The sequence below is a fragment of the Synechococcus sp. MIT S9452 genome (assembly GCF_047304245.1).
GTDB lineage: Bacteria > Cyanobacteriota > Cyanobacteriia > PCC-6307 > Cyanobiaceae > RCC307.
Genome location: NZ_CP138956.1, coordinates 1,877,307 through 1,892,237 on the forward strand (window position 1 = coordinate 1,877,307; position 14,931 = coordinate 1,892,237).

Consider the following 14,931-nt stretch of genomic DNA (forward strand, 5'->3'; position numbering starts at 1 on the left):
TCCTAGGATCAGCGCAGCTTCGGCCCCCGGCCCCCATGACGCAGCTGGAAACGCGCACCGAGCCGATGGTGCTCAATTTTGGGCCCCATCACCCCTCCATGCATGGGGTGTTGCGTCTGGTGGTGACCCTGGATGGGGAAGACGTGGTGGATTGCGAACCGGTGATCGGTTACCTCCACCGCGGCATGGAGAAGATCGCCGAGAACCGCACGAATGTGATGTTCGTGCCGTATGTCAGCCGCTGGGATTACGCCGCTGGCATGTTCAACGAAGCCATCACGGTGAATGCACCGGAGCGGCTGGCTGATGTGAAAGTTCCGCGCCGCGCCAGCTACATCCGCGTGTTGATGCTGGAGCTCAATCGCATCGCCAATCACCTGCTGTGGCTGGGCCCATTTTTGGCGGATGTGGGCGCTCAAACGCCGTTCTTCTACATCTTCCGTGAACGGGAGATGATTTACGACCTCTGGGAAGCGGCCACCGGTCAGCGGATGGTCAACAACAACTATTTCCGCATTGGTGGTGTTGCCGCGGATCTTCCCTATGGCTGGCTGGAGAAGTTGGACGACTTCTGCAATTGGTTTGGCCCCAAGATCGATGAATACGAAAAGCTGATCACCAACAACCCCATCTTCCGCCGGCGGATTGAGGGCCTTGGCACGATCACCCGCGAGCAAGCCATAAACTGGAGTTTGTCGGGTCCGATGCTGAGGGCCTCAGGCGTGGCCTGGGATCTGCGCAAGGTTGACCACTACGAGTGCTACGACGATTTCGATTGGGAGGTGGCCACGGCCCAAGAGGGCTGCTGCTTCGCCCGCTATCGCGTGCGTTTGCAGGAGATGCGCGAATCGCTGAAGATTTTGCGACAAGCCGCCCAGCAGATTCCTGGCGGGCCCACCGAAAATCTGGAAGCCAAGCGTCAGCTGGAAGGAAAAGACAGCGAGTTTTATGGCTTCGATTATCAAATCGTCGCCAAGAAAGTTGCCCCCACCTTCAAGATCCCCAACGGGCAGCTCTACACCCGTGTGGAATCCGGCAAAGGCGAGCTTGGCGTGTTCCTAATGGGCAACAACGACGTCACCCCTTGGCGTTGGAAAATTCGCGCTGCTGATTTCAACAATCTGCAGATCCTTCCTCACCTTTTAAAGGGTGTGAAGGTGGCCGACATCATGGCGATCCTGGGTTCGATCGACGTGATCATGGGTTCTGTCGACCGCTGAACTCCAGCGATTGGCTAGTGCTGTGCCGCAGCGTGCGTTTCGGTGAAACGGACGCTGCTGGTGTGATGCATTTTCAGCAGCTGCTGCGCTGGTGCCATGAGGCCTATGAAGAGAGCCTCGAGCGCTTTGGGCTTGAGCCGGCCGCGCTGTTTCCAACTCCAGGTCAGCAGCTCGATCTGTTGCTGCCCATCACCCATTGCAGCGCTGATTTTTTAGCGCCTTTGATCTGCGGTGATCCGCTGGCGATTGCGTTGAAGCCCGAGCCGTTGGACTCCACCTCTTTTGAGGTGGGCTACGACTTTTCTTCTGCGGGGCGTCCGGTGGCCCGCGGATTGACGCGGCATCAGTGCATCGCCGCTGCGGATCGCCGCCGCGCGCCGCTGCCGGAGGGGGTGCAGCGTTGGCTGGATGCCTCAGCTCAGTCTTGAGCCCAGCGCTGCCAGCGTTGCCGCTCCCACTTGCCCTGGGTGTTGGGCGCCAGCTCAGGGCAAAGCTGCCATTGCTTGGGCCGTTGCGCTGGCGGCAGGCCGGCGCTGCGCTGCAGTAGCTGCGCCATCACCTCATCAGCATTGGCGCCTGGTGAGGGCTTGATCAGGCCAATCAGCCGCTGGCCCCATTGCGGATCCGGTAGGCCCACCACCAGGAGCGCTTCGACTCCTGCAAGGCCGGCCAAGGCCGCTTCAATTTGCTCTGGAAACACCGTGGCCCCGCCGCTGTTGAGGGCGCCATCGAGCCGCCCGAGCAGTTCCAGGCCCGCTGGCCCGAGGCGGCCTGCATCACCGCTTTGCCACCAGCCGCCGGCATCGGCGAAGGGCTGCACCTGCTCTCCCTTCAGCCAGCCGGGGCTCAGCCGCTTGGTTTTGATGGCCACGGCGCCGCTGGTTGGTTCGAGCTGCAGCTCCACATCGCTCAACGGTTCACCGCAACTGTTGTGCCCTACCAGAAATTGGGCTGGATCTGCGGAGCAGACCATCGCGGCTGTTTCGGTGCTGCCGTAACAGGGGCTCAGCGGCAGCTGCAGCTGGCGGGCTTGATCAGCGAGCTCTTGGCTGAGGGGGCCGCCGCCGATCCAAAGCAGCCGGAATTGCTGCAGCCAGCTGCGGCCTGAGGGATCGCTCAGCAGCCGCTGCAATTGGGTGGGCACCAGCGAGATCACCGCATCGCGGCCGCTGCGGGTGAGGTGGCCGTGTTGCTCCAGCAGCGCAGATGCGGATTTCATCAGCTCAGGTGCGATGGCCACCAGCGGTGCTTGCCAGTGCTGCGCCCTGATCTGGGGCATCAGCCCCCCCATGTGATGGCTGGGCAGCGGATTCACCAGCCGCACGCTGCTGGGATCAACTCCAATGGCTTGCAGCCAGTTCGCGCAGCTCCTGGCCGACTGCTCGAGGTTCTCCCAGCTCTGCAAGCACCACTTGCGCCCGCCGCTGCTGCCGCCGCTGCCGATCACCACGCCACTGCCTTCTGGCCACTGCTGGCAGCAGGCCATCGCTTGGCGGCCCGCTTCGTGCTCCAGCGCACTGGCCCGTAGCTCCCAGCGGTTCATGGGCCGGCAGCCTCCCAGACCTGCTGGGGGATTGCGCTGGCGAGATCCCCCGAGGCACCCCAGCCTGGGGCTAGTCCAGCGGCGCATGGTGTTGGCCCGCGGCTCGCTAAGGCCGCCATGTGGGCTACCGCTCGGGCTCCTATGCCGCTCTCCAAGGCACTGCTCACCATCTGTTTTGGGGCTCCTTGCTTGAGCCGCTGCAGCATTGGCCGAGGATCACCTTCGAGAGCTGGTTTGTGCACTAGCCAGCCGCTCCATCCGCTGGGGATGCCGCTGGGATGGCGGAGCGATTCATCGAGGGCCACCGGCAGCCGGCGGGCGAGGGCTAGCAAGCCGGCATGGTCGCTGGGCGGCAAGGGTTGCTCGAGCCATTGCAGCTTGCTTTCGGTTTGCAATCGCATGGCCCAGCGCCCCGCGGTGGCGCGATCCCAGCCGCCATTGGCATCGAGGCGCAGCTGGGCGCAGCTGGGCAGTTGCTCCAAGAGCGGCTCCAGCAGCTGCAGTTCGGTGTCTGGATCCAGCACCCCCACCTTCCATTTGGCAGCAAACTCCGCTGGCTGGCCTGTGGATTGATTGAGCGCGCTCTGCAGCGCTGCGATGGCCTCGCTGCCGGCGGGGAGCAAGGCCGCTGAAGCCGGGGCCGGCAGCCATGGCCCGCCATGCAGTCCTTCCAGCTCGGCTAAGGCCAGTCCGATGGCAAAGGCCACTGGTCCAGGCAGTGTCCTGAGCGTTGGCTCCAGGTGTTCGGCGCTGCATTCAGCCGGCAGGGCAGCGAGCGCGTCGGCGCACCGGCCGTGGTGAGCCGGCAAGGGTGCGGCTTCTCCCCAGCCCACAGCACCGCTGGCGGGCTCCTCGAGCCGCAACAGCCAGCCGCGCCGTTCACTCCAAGGGCCGCTGGCGGTGATCAAAGGTGGGTGCAGCACCCAGCGGTATGGGCGCCAGTGCAGGCGCATCAACGTCCCAGCCAAGGGGCAATGCCCAGGCCGATGGCCAGCCCAAGGCCGCTGAGGGCTTGAAAGCGCAAGGCCAAAAACTTGCTGCCGCTAACTCGCTCAGGCTGGTGGTGATGCTCTCTCAGCAGCCGGATCAACTGCGCTGCAGCGGGCAAACCGATCACGCTCAGCAGCGCGGTGGAGGGCCACTGTCGCTCCAGCACCGGCAGCCACTGCAAGGCCAAGCTCGCCGCCACAAGCCAGGGCACTACGGCCGCGGCTTTGGCTGTGCCCAGCTTCACCACCGGGGAGCGTTTGCCGTGGGCAGCGTCCTCCTCAACCTGATGAAAGTGGGAGCAGAACAACACCAAGGTGGTGGCCAGCGCCGGGCCGGAGCCCAGGCTCAGTGCCACCTGCCAAGGAACAGCAGCCGGCAGGCTCGTTGGTGGCTGCAGCGCCATCAGCGCAGCGGCCGTGGCGAAGGGGCCAAAGGCCAGCCAGCACAGCGGTTCGCCGAGGCCGCGGTAGCCCAAACGAAAGGGCGGACCTTGGTAGAGGTATCCCAGGGCGCAGCAGATCAGCACCAGCAGCAGCACCACCGGTTGGCTGCGCAGGGCCACCAGCGCCATCAGCAGCAGGCCGCCCGCCAGCAGGCTGTTGGCTATCCAGGCGATGCGATCGCGGCGGCCGGTTAGGGCCACCAAGGAATGGGGTTTGCCGATGGTGTCGACACCGGTGTCGTCGTCAAAAACGTCGTTGCTGAGGTTTTCCCACCCCAGCAGCAGCACCGCTGCGAGCAGAAAGAGGCCGAGCTGGCCCCAGCGGGGGTCTAACCCCTGACTTTGCAGCCAGCCACTGGCCAAAAGCGCTGGCATCACTGCCACGGAGTACATCGGCCATTTCATGGCCGCCTTCCAGAGCGCGTAACGGCTTGCGACGACCTGGGGCTCAGCCATGGCTGCCCGGCACTACGGGCCACGAGAGACCCATACATTTGAGCAGTCCCCCGGTTGTGTGGTGCACCAGGCCCCCCGCTTCACCGACTTGCTTAGCCAGGCTGCCGCCCATGGGCAGTCCCTGGAGGACGGTGCTGTGCTCAGCCTGGCGCTGCCCCTGGCGCCATTGGACCCGCTCCAGGCCATGCCGCTGCTTCCAGGGGGTGATCGCTTCCGGGCGTTGTGGGATAGCCAGCCGGGCCTCTGTTTTGCCGCCACGGGGGTGTCTCAGCAGCTGGAGCTCAGTGGTCCGCGCCGCTTTGAGCTGGCCCAGCGCTTCTGTCAGCTGAGCCTCTCGCGCCTGCAGGACGGCGCGCCTGAGGCTCCTGCGTTGGCGCGCCCGCGCGTGCTTCTCGGGTTTTCGTTTTTTGATGCGCCGCTGCTCGAGGCCTCTGAGCCCCTGCCTGGGGTGCGGGCGGTGCTGCCACGCTGGCAGCTCAGCCGTCAGGGCCGCCAGTGCTGGTTGCGCTTGTCGCGCAGCCTCGGCGGTGAGATCACCCCGCGCTTGGTGGCCGAAGAGCTTTGGGAGCAGGCGCGCGCGCTTCAGCAGGCTGAGCCCCCTGCGCCAGCACCAGCGTTTCCCCGTTTGCTGAGCCGTAGCCCTTGGCATGGGGCCTACCGCCAGGCCATGGATCAGGCCCTGCATCTGGTGGGCGACAACCAGCTACGCAAATTGGTGCTGGCGGTGCGTCAGCAGCTGCAGCTGGAGGCGCCTCTGGATCCCCAGTTGCTGCTCAAGGGCTTGCGCCAACGCCATCGCGGCAGCTGCCGCTTCCTCTGGGGGCTGGCCGATGGCGGCGATCTGGTGGGGGCCTCCCCAGAGAGGTTGTTGGCTGTGCGCCAGGGGCAGCTCCGTTGTGATGCCCTGGCTGGCACGGCGTCGCAGCATCAGCCGCCCGAGCAGTTGCTGCAATCCAGCAAGGATCGCCATGAGCATGAGCTGGTGGTGGAAGCAATCACAGCCGTGCTGCAACAGCAGGGGCTGGTGCCCCGCCAGCCGCGTCATCCCCGCTTGGCCAGCCATGGCCCCCTGCATCACCTGCACACCCCGATCACGGCATCGTTAGCCGGCCAAGACCCTCTGGCATTGGCAGCGGCGTTGCATCCCACCCCGGCGGTTGCTGGCTTGCCCCGCCGCGAAGCGATGGCCTGGTTGCGGCAGCTCGAGCCCTTTGAGCGGGGCGCCTATGCCGCTCCGATTGGTTGGATCGACAGCGCCGGTGATGCGGAGCTGCGGGTGGCGATTCGCAGCGGCGTGCTGCGGGGCTCTCGGCTTGAGCTCACCGCAGGAGCTGGTTTGGTCAAGGGCTCGGTGCCTGAGCGGGAATTGCAGGAGGTGGCCCTCAAGCTTGAGGTGCTGCAGCAGCAGCTCACCGTCAGCCCCGCAGTAAACGCTGCTGGGTGAGATCAGCCAGGGGAATCTTCCCGAGCTGCTCCACTTCGCGGATGCCGGTGGGGCTGGTGACATTGATCTCGCTGAGGTGACCAGCGATCACATCGATGCCGACAAAGAACAGTCCGGCCTCAATTAAGGCGGGCCGCAACACATCGCAGATCTGCCGCTCGCGGGGGCTGAGGTCGGTGGCTTCCGGTTGGCCGCCCACAGCCAGGTTGCTGCGGAATTCGCCCGCCTTCGGTTTGCGGTTGACGGCGCCCAGCGGCTCGCCGTTCACCAGCAAGATGCGCTTATCGCCCTCACTGACCTGGGGCAAAAACGCCTGAATCATCACTGGCAGTTGCTGCTGCTGCGTGACCAGCTCCAGCAGGGCTCCTAGCCCTGGAGCCTCGCCACTGGAGCGGATTACCCCCTGACCAGCCCGCCCACCGAGGGGCTTGAGCACCACCTCTCCATGGGTGGCGGCAAATTGACGCAACAGCTCCACATCGCTGGCCACCAGGGTGGGGGCCATCAGCTCTGGGAACTGCAGCGCCCCCAGCTTTTCGTTCCAGGCCCGCAGGCTGGCTGGGCGGTTGAGCACCTGCACGGCCTGGCGCTCCGCCAGCTCAAGCAAGTGGGTGGCATAGAGGTAGGCCTCATCCACCGGTGGGTCTTTGCGCATCCACACCCGCTGGAACTGGCTGAGGGGCTGCCAGCGGGCTTCCCCTGCGCTGTACCAAGGCTCGGCAGTGATCGGCGCGGCCAGCACGCGGGGGCCGCCTTCCCCGCCTGCCAGATCGCTGGGTTGAGCAGCCCAGATCTCCTCGCCGGCGCGCTGTCCGGCCTGCATCAGTGCAACGCTGCTGTCTTTTTCAGGGCGCAGGCGCCCAATCGGATCAATCAGAAAGAGTTGGCGCCCCACGCTGATCTGGCTCCGTGATCAGGCCAGCAGGCCATCCAGTTGGCCGCTGCGTTCAAGGGCATAGAGGTCATCGCAGCCACCCACGTGTTGCCCGTTGATGAACACCTGGGGAACGCTGCGGCGTCCGCCTGTTTTGGTCGCCATCTGGTCGCGGGCCGCCTCATCGCCATCGATGGCGTGATCGGTGTAGCTCACCCCTTTGCGGTTCAAGAGGTCCTTGGCCCGGATGCAGAACGGGCAGGCCCGCCAGGTGTAGATCTCGACGCTGGCGGCCATCCGATTGATCTTGGTTGGATGGATCTTACGGGTGGCTACGGTCAAACGATCAAGTCCTTTCGCTGTGCTGGATCTCACCGACTTCAAGCGCGATCTCTCCGAGCTCACTGACCGCCTGGGCCAAGCCCAGGACTGTCTTTGACGTCCCTGCACTGACAGCACGGCAGCAGGATCTCGAGCAACTTGCGGCCCAGCCTGATTTCTGGGATGACCAGAACAATGCCCGCAAGCAGATGCGGCAGTTGGATGACGTCAAAGCCCAGCTCGAGCAGCTCCGGACTTGGCGCGCCAGTGTTGATGACGCTGCCGCCACCCTGGAGCTCTACGACCTCGAGCCCGATGACGCGCTCTTGGCAGAAGCCAATGGCGGCTTGCAGGAGTTGCGCCTGGCGCTCGATCGCTGGGAGCTGGAGCGGCTCCTGAGCGGCACCTACGACCAAGAAGGTGCGGTGATCTCCATCAATGCCGGTGCCGGTGGCACCGATGCCCAGGACTGGGCCTTGATGTTGATGCGCATGTACACCCGCTGGGCGGAAGACCGCGGCATGAAGGTGACCGTGGATGAGCTTTCAGAAGGGGAAGAAGCGGGCATCAAGAGCTGCACCATCGAGGTGGAGGGCCGCTACGCCTATGGCTACCTGCGCAATGAGAAGGGCACCCACCGTTTGGTGCGCATTTCACCGTTCAATGCCAACGACAAGCGTCAAACCAGCTTTGCCGGTGTTGAGGTGATGCCCAAGCTCGAGGAGGAGGTCGATCTCGAGATCCCCGATAAGGACTTGGAGGTCACCACCAGCCGATCAGGCGGTGCTGGCGGTCAGAACGTCAACAAGGTGGAGACCGCCGTGCGGATTTTGCACATCCCGACCGGCTTGGCGGTGCGCTGCACCCAGGAGCGCTCGCAGCTGCAGAACAAAGAGAAAGCCATGGCACTGCTCAAATCCAAGTTGCTGGTGATTGCCCAGGAACAGCGTGCTGCTGAGATCGCCGACATCCGCGGCGACATCGTTGAGGCGGCCTGGGGGAATCAGATCCGCAATTACGTGTTTCACCCGTACCAGATGGTCAAAGATCTGCGCACCAATGAGGAGACCACCGATGTGCAGGGGGTGATGGATGGCGATCTCGACCCCTTCATCCAGTCGCTTTTGCGCCAGGGTGTGGACGCTGTTTCCGACGAGGCCGCATGAGCGACTCCCCTGCACCGGCTGAAGCCAAGCCGAGTTTCGTCAAGCTGGCGATGCGCAACATGGTGCGCAAAGGTCGCCAGAGCCTGTTCCACTTCGGCCTGACCGCGGTTGGTTTCACCGGTGTGTTGCTGTTGCTGGCCTGGTTTGGTCGCCCCTCCGTGCCGGGGGCGTGAACCCCTTGGCGGAGATTGAGCTGGATCTGGCCTACGCCGGCCCTGACCCGCTGGGGGAAGACCGCTGGGTTGAGTTGCTGAGTAGCTGGTTGGCGCAACTCCAGGCCGAATTACCCAGCCCTTTAAAGGCCGATGCCTACAGCCTGGGCCTGCAGTTCTGCGATGACGCTGCAATCGCTGAGCTCAACGGCCAATGGCGTCAGCAACCCAAGCCCACCGATGTGCTCTCGTTTGCGGCCCAAGAAGATTCCCCTGAGCCCCTGCAGGGCATGCCCATTGAGTTGGGCGACATCGTGATTTCCATTCCCACCGCTGAGCGCCAAGCCCCGGAGCAGGGCCATTCGCTGCAGCAGGAATTGATGTTTTTGGCCAGCCATGGGCTGCTGCATTTGCTGGGCTGGGACCACCCCGATGAGGCCTCCTTGGCCGCCATGCTCAGCCGGCAGGACGCCTTGGTGCAGGGTGCTGCTGCCCACTGATGGCGGTAGGGTTCCGGAAACCTTCATGAGAGCCTCAGAGCTCCCGCGGATGGCGCCTCTGGTGACCTCAGAGCTCGATTCCAGTGAATCCACTCCCGTGGGCTTCCCGGTCGACGGCCGCGCCCGTCGCCTGCGGGTTGGAGCTTGGCAAGTGGCCCGTGATCTGCCGGCCAGCTTTCGCTATGCGGCCCAGGGGCTGGTCTATGCCTTCGCGAGCCAGCGCAATTTCCGCATCCATGTCTTCACCGGGGTGGTGGTCTTCGCCCTGGGGCTGTGGTTACAGCTCTCAGTTGATCGCTTGGCGGTGCTGGTGCTCACCGTGGCAGCGGTGTTGGTGCTGGAGCTGCTGAATACGGCCACCGAAGCGGTGGTGGATTTGTCGGTGGGCCGGCGGTTTCACCCCTTGGCCCGCATTGCCAAAGACTGTGCGGCGGCGGCGGTGCTGGTGGCAGCACTCTCATCGCTGATGATCGCTTTGCTGTTGCTGCTGCCACCGCTGATGGCGCGCTTGGGAAGCTGATGCTGCTGGTCCTCGATAACTACGACAGCTTCACCTTCAACTTGGTGCAGTATTTGGGCGAGTTGGCTGCTGATCACCCCTTGGCAGCCAGCTTGCGGGTGGAGCGCAATGACGCCTTGAACCTCGAGCAGATCAAGGAGATCAACCCTGCGGCTGTGTTGATCTCACCTGGACCTGGAACACCAGCTGATTCCGGCGTGTGCCGTGAGGTGATCCGCGAGTTGGGCCCAAAGGTCCCCACCCTTGGCGTTTGCCTCGGTCATCAAGCCATTGCCGAAGTGTTTGGCGGCAAGGTGGTGCGGGCACCTGAGTTGATGCATGGCAAAACCTCGCCGGTGCATCACACCGGATCTGGGGTGTTCGCTGGGCTGCCTGATCCCTTCACGGCCACCCGCTATCACTCGCTGATCGCCGAACGGGATTCACTGCCGGATTGTCTGGAGATCACCGCCTGGTTGGATAGCGGCATGGTGATGGGGCTGCGGCATCGCGATCATCCCCATCTCCAGGGCGTGCAATTCCACCCCGAGAGCGTGCTGACGCAGCACGGCCATGCGCTTTTGGCCAATTTCCTCACCAGTGCCTCGGCCTGAGTTCGGCTGGGTTTCACTGCTAGGTTCCCGGCTCTGATCTGGGCCACCCCCATGCTGCGTTCTTCTCTGCTGCCTTTGGCTGCGGCGACGGCTGCATTTGCGCTGCCCGCGGCGGCTTTGGCTGATGGGGTCACGATCACCAGCTATGGCCATAGCGCCCTGCTAATCAATGGCGGTGGCGCCAGCGTGTTGGTGAATCCGTTCAAAGCCGTGGCTTGCGCGGCTGGTCTGAAGGAGCCCCGGATCAAGGCCGATGTGGTCTTGGCCAGCAGCCTCCTGCTCGATGAGGGTGCGCCTGTGGCCAAGGGCCGTTTTCTGGCCAGCCCGGGTGGCTACAGCATCAAAGGCCTGCGCTTTGAGGGCTTTGCCGCTCCCCACGACCGCCTTGGTGGCCGCCGTTTTGGCAATGGCGTGATTTGGCGCTGGCAGCAAGGTGGTTTGGACTTCGCCCACCTTGGCGGCACCGCCGCAACACTCCAACCGGAAGACAAGGTCTTGCTGGGCCGGCCTGATGTGTTGATCCTCGGCGTTGGTGGTGGTGCCAAGGTTTACGACGGTGCGGAAGCTGCTGAGGTGGTCAAGCAGCTCAACCCGAAAGTGGTGATCCCTGTGCAGTACGTCCGTAGCGGCGAACCCCCTGCCGACTGCGATCAGACCGGCGCCAAGGATTTTCTGGAGGCCCTACCTGGCGTGCCGTCCAAACCGGTGGGTCGTGTGTTGAAGCTGACACCCCCTCTGGGCGATACAACCCGAATCGACCTGATGCCATGACAATCCGGCTCCTTCGCAGGGGCTGTCATGGGCATGATTTGGCATCAACGGCGAGCCATCGGCGTTTGCCTTGCCCTGCAAGGGGCGCTGACCTTGGCCTGCGTGGGCCTGATCGGCACTGATGCGCGTTCAGCTCAACTCCTGCTGCGCGCTGAACGCTTTCCAGAACCGCTTCATTTGTTTGCTGGTTCCGATACTCACCCGTAGGGACCCATCGATCAGGGCTTTGCCTGCCATCGAACGCACCAGGATTCCGTCCTGCCGCAGCGCAGCCTCACAGCTGGCGGCCCCTTGGCTGGGCCAAATCAGGAGGTAGTTGCCGCCGGCGCTGTGGTGGCGGACTTGGTGTTTGTTGAGCTTGTTCACAAGCCATGCTTTGGCTTTGAGAACCTCTTGGACGTAGTCATCGACATAGGCCTGGTCCTGCAGTGCCGCCATGCCAGCGATCACCGCGAAGCTGTTGATGTCGTAGGGGCCGGTGACCCGGCTGATGCGATCCACCACTGCAGCTGATCCCACGGCAATGCCAAGGCGCAGCCCAGCGATGCCAGCTGTTTTAGATAGTGAGCGCAGCACCACCAAGTTGGGCATTTGGCTGAAATCGGCTTGCGGCAGAACGCTGTCTCCGGTGAAGGCCTCATAGAGCTCATCCACCACCACCAGCGTGCTGGGTGCGCCGGCCGCCAGCTGGCAGATCGCCTCAGCCTCTAGCCGGGTGCCTGTGGGGTTGTTGGGGTTGCAGAGCAGCAGCAGGCGCGGGTTGAGTTGCGCCAAGGCCCGCTGCATGTCTTGCAAAGGGAAGCGGTAGTCGTCGCCTTCATAGGGAATGGCGTTGACGACCATGCCCTGCATGCGGGCGCACGGCTGGTAGTAGCCAAAGGTGGGGCTGGTGGTGAGCATCACATCGCCTGGGTTGCCGTAGGCCTGGCAGATGGCGTGGAGGGCTGCGTCAACGCCGTTGAACAGTCCGATCTGCTTGCACGGCAGGCCGCCGAGGGATTGGCTGAAGGCCTCGCGTAGGCCGTCGTATTCGGGATAGATCGCGTAGTGCTCGGCTGGGATGCCGCGAATCGCCTCCACCACCTTGGGGCTCGGGCCGACGCTGTTCTCGTTGAAGTCCAAGCGCAGCAGGCCCCGGCGTCCCTCCAGCGGGGCGCTGTAGCTCTGCAATTGCTCCACCTCGCTGCGGGCCGGGGGGAACTGGGGGCGTGGATCCGGCATCACATCCGCTCCAGGCTGGGAATGCCCAGCAGGCTTAGACCCAGCTTGAGGGTGTCAGCCGCTAAACGGCAGAGGGCCAGCCTCGAGCTGCGCATCGGCTCATCAGCTTTGAGCACAGGCACCTGGTCGTAGAAGCGGTTGAAGCTCTGGCTCAGTTCAAACAGGTAGGTGCAGAGCCTGTTGGGCAGCAGATCGCTCTCGACTTCGCTGATCACCGCATCGAGTTGCAGCAGCTGGCGGATCAAGGCCCATTCTTGAGGTTCTTCAAACACCAAGTGCTCGGGCAGTTCACCATCGAGGGCGCCCCCCTTGCGGGCGATGCCGCTGATGCGCACCACCGCGTAGAGCAGGTAGGGGGCTGTGTTGCCCGTTAAGGCCAGCATCCGCTCAAAGCTGAACTGGTAGTTGGTGATCCGGTTGGTGCTCAGATCGGCGTACTTCACCGCCGCTAAACCAACGGTGGTCGCCACCTGATCAATGAAGCTGTCGCTTTCTTGGCGCTCCTCTTCTTTCAGGCGGCGGCGCAGATCAGCCTGGGCCCGCTCAACGGCTTCATCCAGCAGATCTTTGAGCCGCACGGTGTCGCCAGCGCGGGTTTTGAGTTTTTTGCCGTCGTCCCCTTGCACCAAGCCGAAGGGCACGTGCTCCAGGCTGGCCGCCGCGGGCACCCAGCCCGCCCGCTTGGCTACTTGGAACACCCCAGCGAAGTGCGCGGCCTGGCCCGCGTCGGTGACGTAAATCACCCGTCCTGCGCCATCGCCCGCTGAGCCCAAGCGGTAGCGAATCGCCGCCAGATCGGTGGTGGCGTAGTTGAACCCCCCATCACTTTTTTGCACGATCAAAGGAAGGGGTTTGCCTTCTTTGCCCACTACGCCCTCTAAAAAGACGCAGCCAGCCCCGTCATCGGTCACCAGCAAGCCGCTGGAGCGAAGGTCGTCGACAACCGCCGCGAGCTGTGGGTTGTAGAACGACTCCCCCCGCTCGCTCAAGCGGATATCAAGTCGGTCGTAGATTTTTTGGAATTCGCGGCGCGATTGGTCGCAGAGCAAGCCCCAAGCCTTCAGTGAGGTGGCATCGCCGCCTTGCAATTTGACGACTTCTTCGCGGGAGGTGGTTTGGAACGCTTCATCGTCGTCAAAGCGTTTTTTGGCCTCCCGGTAGAAGGCCACCAAATCACCCAGATCGATGGCATCAGCGGTGTTGAGCGCTTCTGGGGCCACCTGCTTGAGGTGGGTGATCAACATTCCGAACTGGGTTCCCCAGTCACCCACATGGTTGAGCCGCAGCACCTGGTGGCCGCGGAATTCCAGAACGCGGGCCAGGCAGTCGCCAATGATCGTGGAGCGCAGATGCCCCACATGCATTTCTTTGGCGATGTTGGGGCTGGAGAAATCAACAATCACCGGTGCTTCGGCCTGCTCAACCGCCGCAACGCCCAGGCGTGGATCGCCGATTCGCTGGCGCACCTCAGCGGCTAGCACCGAGGGCTTCAAGGTGATGTTGATGAACCCCGGGCCGGCGATCTCTGGCGCCTCAGCCAGTGCTGAAAACGCTGGGTTGTTCTGCAGCTGTTCAACGATGGCCGCTGCGATCTGCCGTGGTGCCTGCTTGAGCGGCTTGGCCAAGGCGAGGGCTCCATTGGCTTGGAAATCACCAAACTCCGGTTTGCTGGCTGGGCCCAGGGCTGGATTCAGCTCGCCGTCGGCCTCAGGGAAGGCCTGCTGCATGGCTGCGCGCAGCTGAGCCTCCAGGGTTTGGGCAATGCGCAGCATGAACAGGGACCGCCGCAGCGGTGGACACAGCCTCTGATCATCCCTCTTAGCCGGTGAACCGCATGCTCAGATCCAGCCAGGAGCTGCGGGTGATCGGGGCGCTGGTGGAGATCAGATCGATGCCGCTGCTGACATAGAGCCTCAATTGATCCGGCTGGATGCCGCTGGCTTCCAGCACAACGGGCTTGCCCCGCTGCTGGGCCTGGCCCCGCAGCTCGGGCACCAGTTGCTGGAGTGCATCGGGGCTGAATTCATCGAGCAACACCCCATCGGCGCCAGCGGCCACAGCGGCTTTGGCTTCCTCAATGGTTTCTGCTTCCACGATCACTTGGCTGGGCCAAGGGGCTGCGGCGCGCACGGCCGCAACGGCGGCAGCCACCCCACCCGCCCAGGCCAGGTGGTTTTCCTTGAGCATCGCGGCATCGTCGAGGCCCATGCGGTGGTTACCGCCGCCACCACAACGCACGGCGTATTTCTCGAGCACCCGCAGGCCCGGGGTTGTTTTGCGGGTATCCACCAGCTGCACCCCACTGCCCTGCAGTTGGCTGGCCAGCGCTGCCGTTGCTGTGGCGATGCCGGAGAGCCGCATCGCCAGGTTGAGAGCGGTGCGTTCAGCTCCCACCAAAGCCGCGGCGGGCCCTTCGAGCTCCAGCAGCCGCGTTCCAGCGCTGATGGCCTCACCGTCGTTCACCAGCACCTGCGCTGTTACCCCGGAATCCATCAGGCCAAATACGGCTGCGGCCAGCTGCCCACCGCAGAACACTCCATTGGCCTTGCTGAGCCAGTGGGCTTGGCCGCGGCAGCCCTGCAGCGCCGCGGCACTGAGATCACCGCGGCCCAGGTCTTCCTGCAGCCAGGCCTGCAAGTGCTGCTGCAGCGCTGGCGTCATCGCCAGAGGGGGGATTGCCACGGCAGGAGCTGGCTAAATCAATCCCATGATGGGCCG

17 protein-coding genes are annotated in these 14,931 nt (G+C 63.8%); 9 read left to right on the forward strand and 8 right to left on the reverse strand.

The window, feature by feature from the left end; genetic code table 11:
- The first annotated feature begins 35 nt into the window (after nt 1–35).
- The gene (locus SIB46_RS09930; RefSeq protein WP_413296006.1) at nt 36–1,220 is read left to right on the forward strand and encodes an NAD(P)H-quinone oxidoreductase subunit H; all 1,185 of its coding nucleotides are present in this window, start codon (nt 36–38) and stop codon (nt 1,218–1,220) included.
- Nucleotides 1,217–1,648, forward strand: a complete 432-nt coding sequence (locus SIB46_RS09935; RefSeq protein ID WP_413297766.1) for an acyl-CoA thioesterase — start codon at nt 1,217–1,219, stop codon at nt 1,646–1,648. The genes SIB46_RS09930 and SIB46_RS09935 overlap by 4 nt, the downstream gene beginning before the upstream one ends.
- Here SIB46_RS09935 and SIB46_RS09940 read toward each other — a convergent pair.
- From SIB46_RS09940 to menA, 3 genes are read right to left on the reverse strand one after another with little or no spacing between them, the layout of a single operon-like run.
- Entirely contained in the window at nt 1,639–2,763 is a 1,125-nt protein-coding gene (locus SIB46_RS09940) for an AMP-binding protein (RefSeq protein WP_413296007.1), read from the reverse strand. The two genes, SIB46_RS09935 and SIB46_RS09940, sit on opposite strands and share 10 nt — an antisense overlap.
- Nucleotides 2,760–3,731 (reverse strand): o-succinylbenzoate synthase, encoded by a 972-nt coding sequence (menC, locus tag SIB46_RS09945; protein WP_413296008.1) that lies wholly within the window; start codon nt 3,729–3,731, stop codon nt 2,760–2,762. The genes SIB46_RS09940 and menC overlap by 4 nt, the downstream gene beginning before the upstream one ends.
- Nucleotides 3,716–4,651 (reverse strand): 2-carboxy-1,4-naphthoquinone phytyltransferase, encoded by a 936-nt coding sequence (gene menA, locus SIB46_RS09950; protein ID WP_413296009.1) that lies wholly within the window; start codon nt 4,649–4,651, stop codon nt 3,716–3,718. The genes menC and menA overlap by 16 nt, the downstream gene beginning before the upstream one ends.
- Nucleotides 4,652–4,712: 61 nt before the next feature.
- On the opposite strand from menA, the gene SIB46_RS09955 reads away from it, so the two are divergent.
- Nucleotides 4,713–6,095, forward strand: coding sequence for an isochorismate synthase (locus SIB46_RS09955; protein ID WP_413297767.1), 1,383 nt, complete (start codon nt 4,713–4,715; stop codon nt 6,093–6,095).
- Here the strand turns inward: SIB46_RS09955 and gshB are convergent.
- On the reverse strand, nt 6,067–6,990 hold the full coding sequence (gshB, locus tag SIB46_RS09960) for a glutathione synthase (protein ID WP_413296010.1): 924 nt from the start codon (nt 6,988–6,990) through the stop codon (nt 6,067–6,069). The two genes, SIB46_RS09955 and gshB, sit on opposite strands and share 29 nt — an antisense overlap.
- An 18-nt stretch (nt 6,991–7,008) precedes the next feature.
- On the reverse strand, nt 7,009–7,266 hold the full coding sequence (gene grxC, locus SIB46_RS09965) for a glutaredoxin 3 (protein ID WP_413296011.1): 258 nt from the start codon (nt 7,264–7,266) through the stop codon (nt 7,009–7,011).
- Nucleotides 7,267–7,330: 64 nt separating this feature from the next.
- Here grxC and prfB point away from each other — a divergent pair.
- The 6 genes from prfB (at nt 7,331) to SIB46_RS09995 (ending at nt 10,992) form a co-directional block, all read left to right on the forward strand.
- Nucleotides 7,331–8,456 (forward strand): peptide chain release factor 2 gene (gene prfB / locus SIB46_RS09970; RefSeq protein ID WP_413296012.1). Its coding sequence is split into 2 segments (ribosomal slippage): nt 7,331–7,405 and nt 7,407–8,456, totalling 1,125 coding nucleotides; the frame shifts between segments, so codons are not numbered across the junction.
- Nucleotides 8,453–8,629 carry a DUF3285 domain-containing protein gene (locus tag SIB46_RS09975; protein WP_011936660.1) on the forward strand — a complete coding sequence of 59 codons (177 nt, stop codon included), beginning with the start codon at nt 8,453–8,455 and terminating at the stop codon, nt 8,627–8,629. Before prfB ends, SIB46_RS09975 begins: the two co-directional genes overlap by 4 nt.
- On the forward strand, nt 8,626–9,108 hold the full coding sequence (gene ybeY / locus SIB46_RS09980; protein ID WP_413296013.1) for an rRNA maturation RNase YbeY: 483 nt from the start codon (nt 8,626–8,628) through the stop codon (nt 9,106–9,108). The genes SIB46_RS09975 and ybeY overlap by 4 nt, the downstream gene beginning before the upstream one ends.
- 49 nt (nt 9,109–9,157) lie before the next feature.
- On the forward strand, nt 9,158–9,628 hold the full coding sequence (locus tag SIB46_RS09985) for a diacylglycerol kinase family protein (RefSeq protein WP_413296014.1): 471 nt from the start codon (nt 9,158–9,160) through the stop codon (nt 9,626–9,628).
- Entirely contained in the window at nt 9,628–10,221 is a 594-nt protein-coding gene (locus SIB46_RS09990) for an anthranilate synthase component II (protein ID WP_413296015.1), read from the forward strand. Before SIB46_RS09985 ends, SIB46_RS09990 begins: the two co-directional genes overlap by 1 nt.
- A 51-nt stretch (nt 10,222–10,272) precedes the next feature.
- On the forward strand, nt 10,273–10,992 hold the full coding sequence (locus tag SIB46_RS09995; RefSeq protein ID WP_413296016.1) for an MBL fold metallo-hydrolase: 720 nt from the start codon (nt 10,273–10,275) through the stop codon (nt 10,990–10,992).
- A 129-nt stretch (nt 10,993–11,121) separates the two neighbouring features.
- Here the strand turns inward: SIB46_RS09995 and SIB46_RS10000 are convergent, their stop codons facing one another.
- Genes SIB46_RS10000 through nadC form a run of 3 tightly spaced genes read right to left on the reverse strand, consistent with a single transcriptional unit; the run spans nt 11,122 to nt 14,895 of the window.
- A complete protein-coding gene (locus SIB46_RS10000; protein WP_413296017.1) occupies nt 11,122–12,213 on the reverse strand; it encodes a pyridoxal phosphate-dependent aminotransferase in 1,092 nt (363 codons plus the stop codon).
- Complete coding sequence (argS, locus tag SIB46_RS10005) at nt 12,213–13,985, reverse strand: arginine--tRNA ligase (RefSeq protein WP_413296018.1); 1,773 nt, start codon at nt 13,983–13,985, stop codon at nt 12,213–12,215. The genes SIB46_RS10000 and argS overlap by 1 nt, the downstream gene beginning before the upstream one ends.
- Nucleotides 13,986–14,031: 46 nt before the next feature.
- Nucleotides 14,032–14,895 (reverse strand): carboxylating nicotinate-nucleotide diphosphorylase, encoded by an 864-nt coding sequence (gene nadC / locus SIB46_RS10010; RefSeq protein WP_413296019.1) that lies wholly within the window; start codon nt 14,893–14,895, stop codon nt 14,032–14,034.
- Nucleotides 14,896–14,931: the final 36 nt, after the last annotated feature.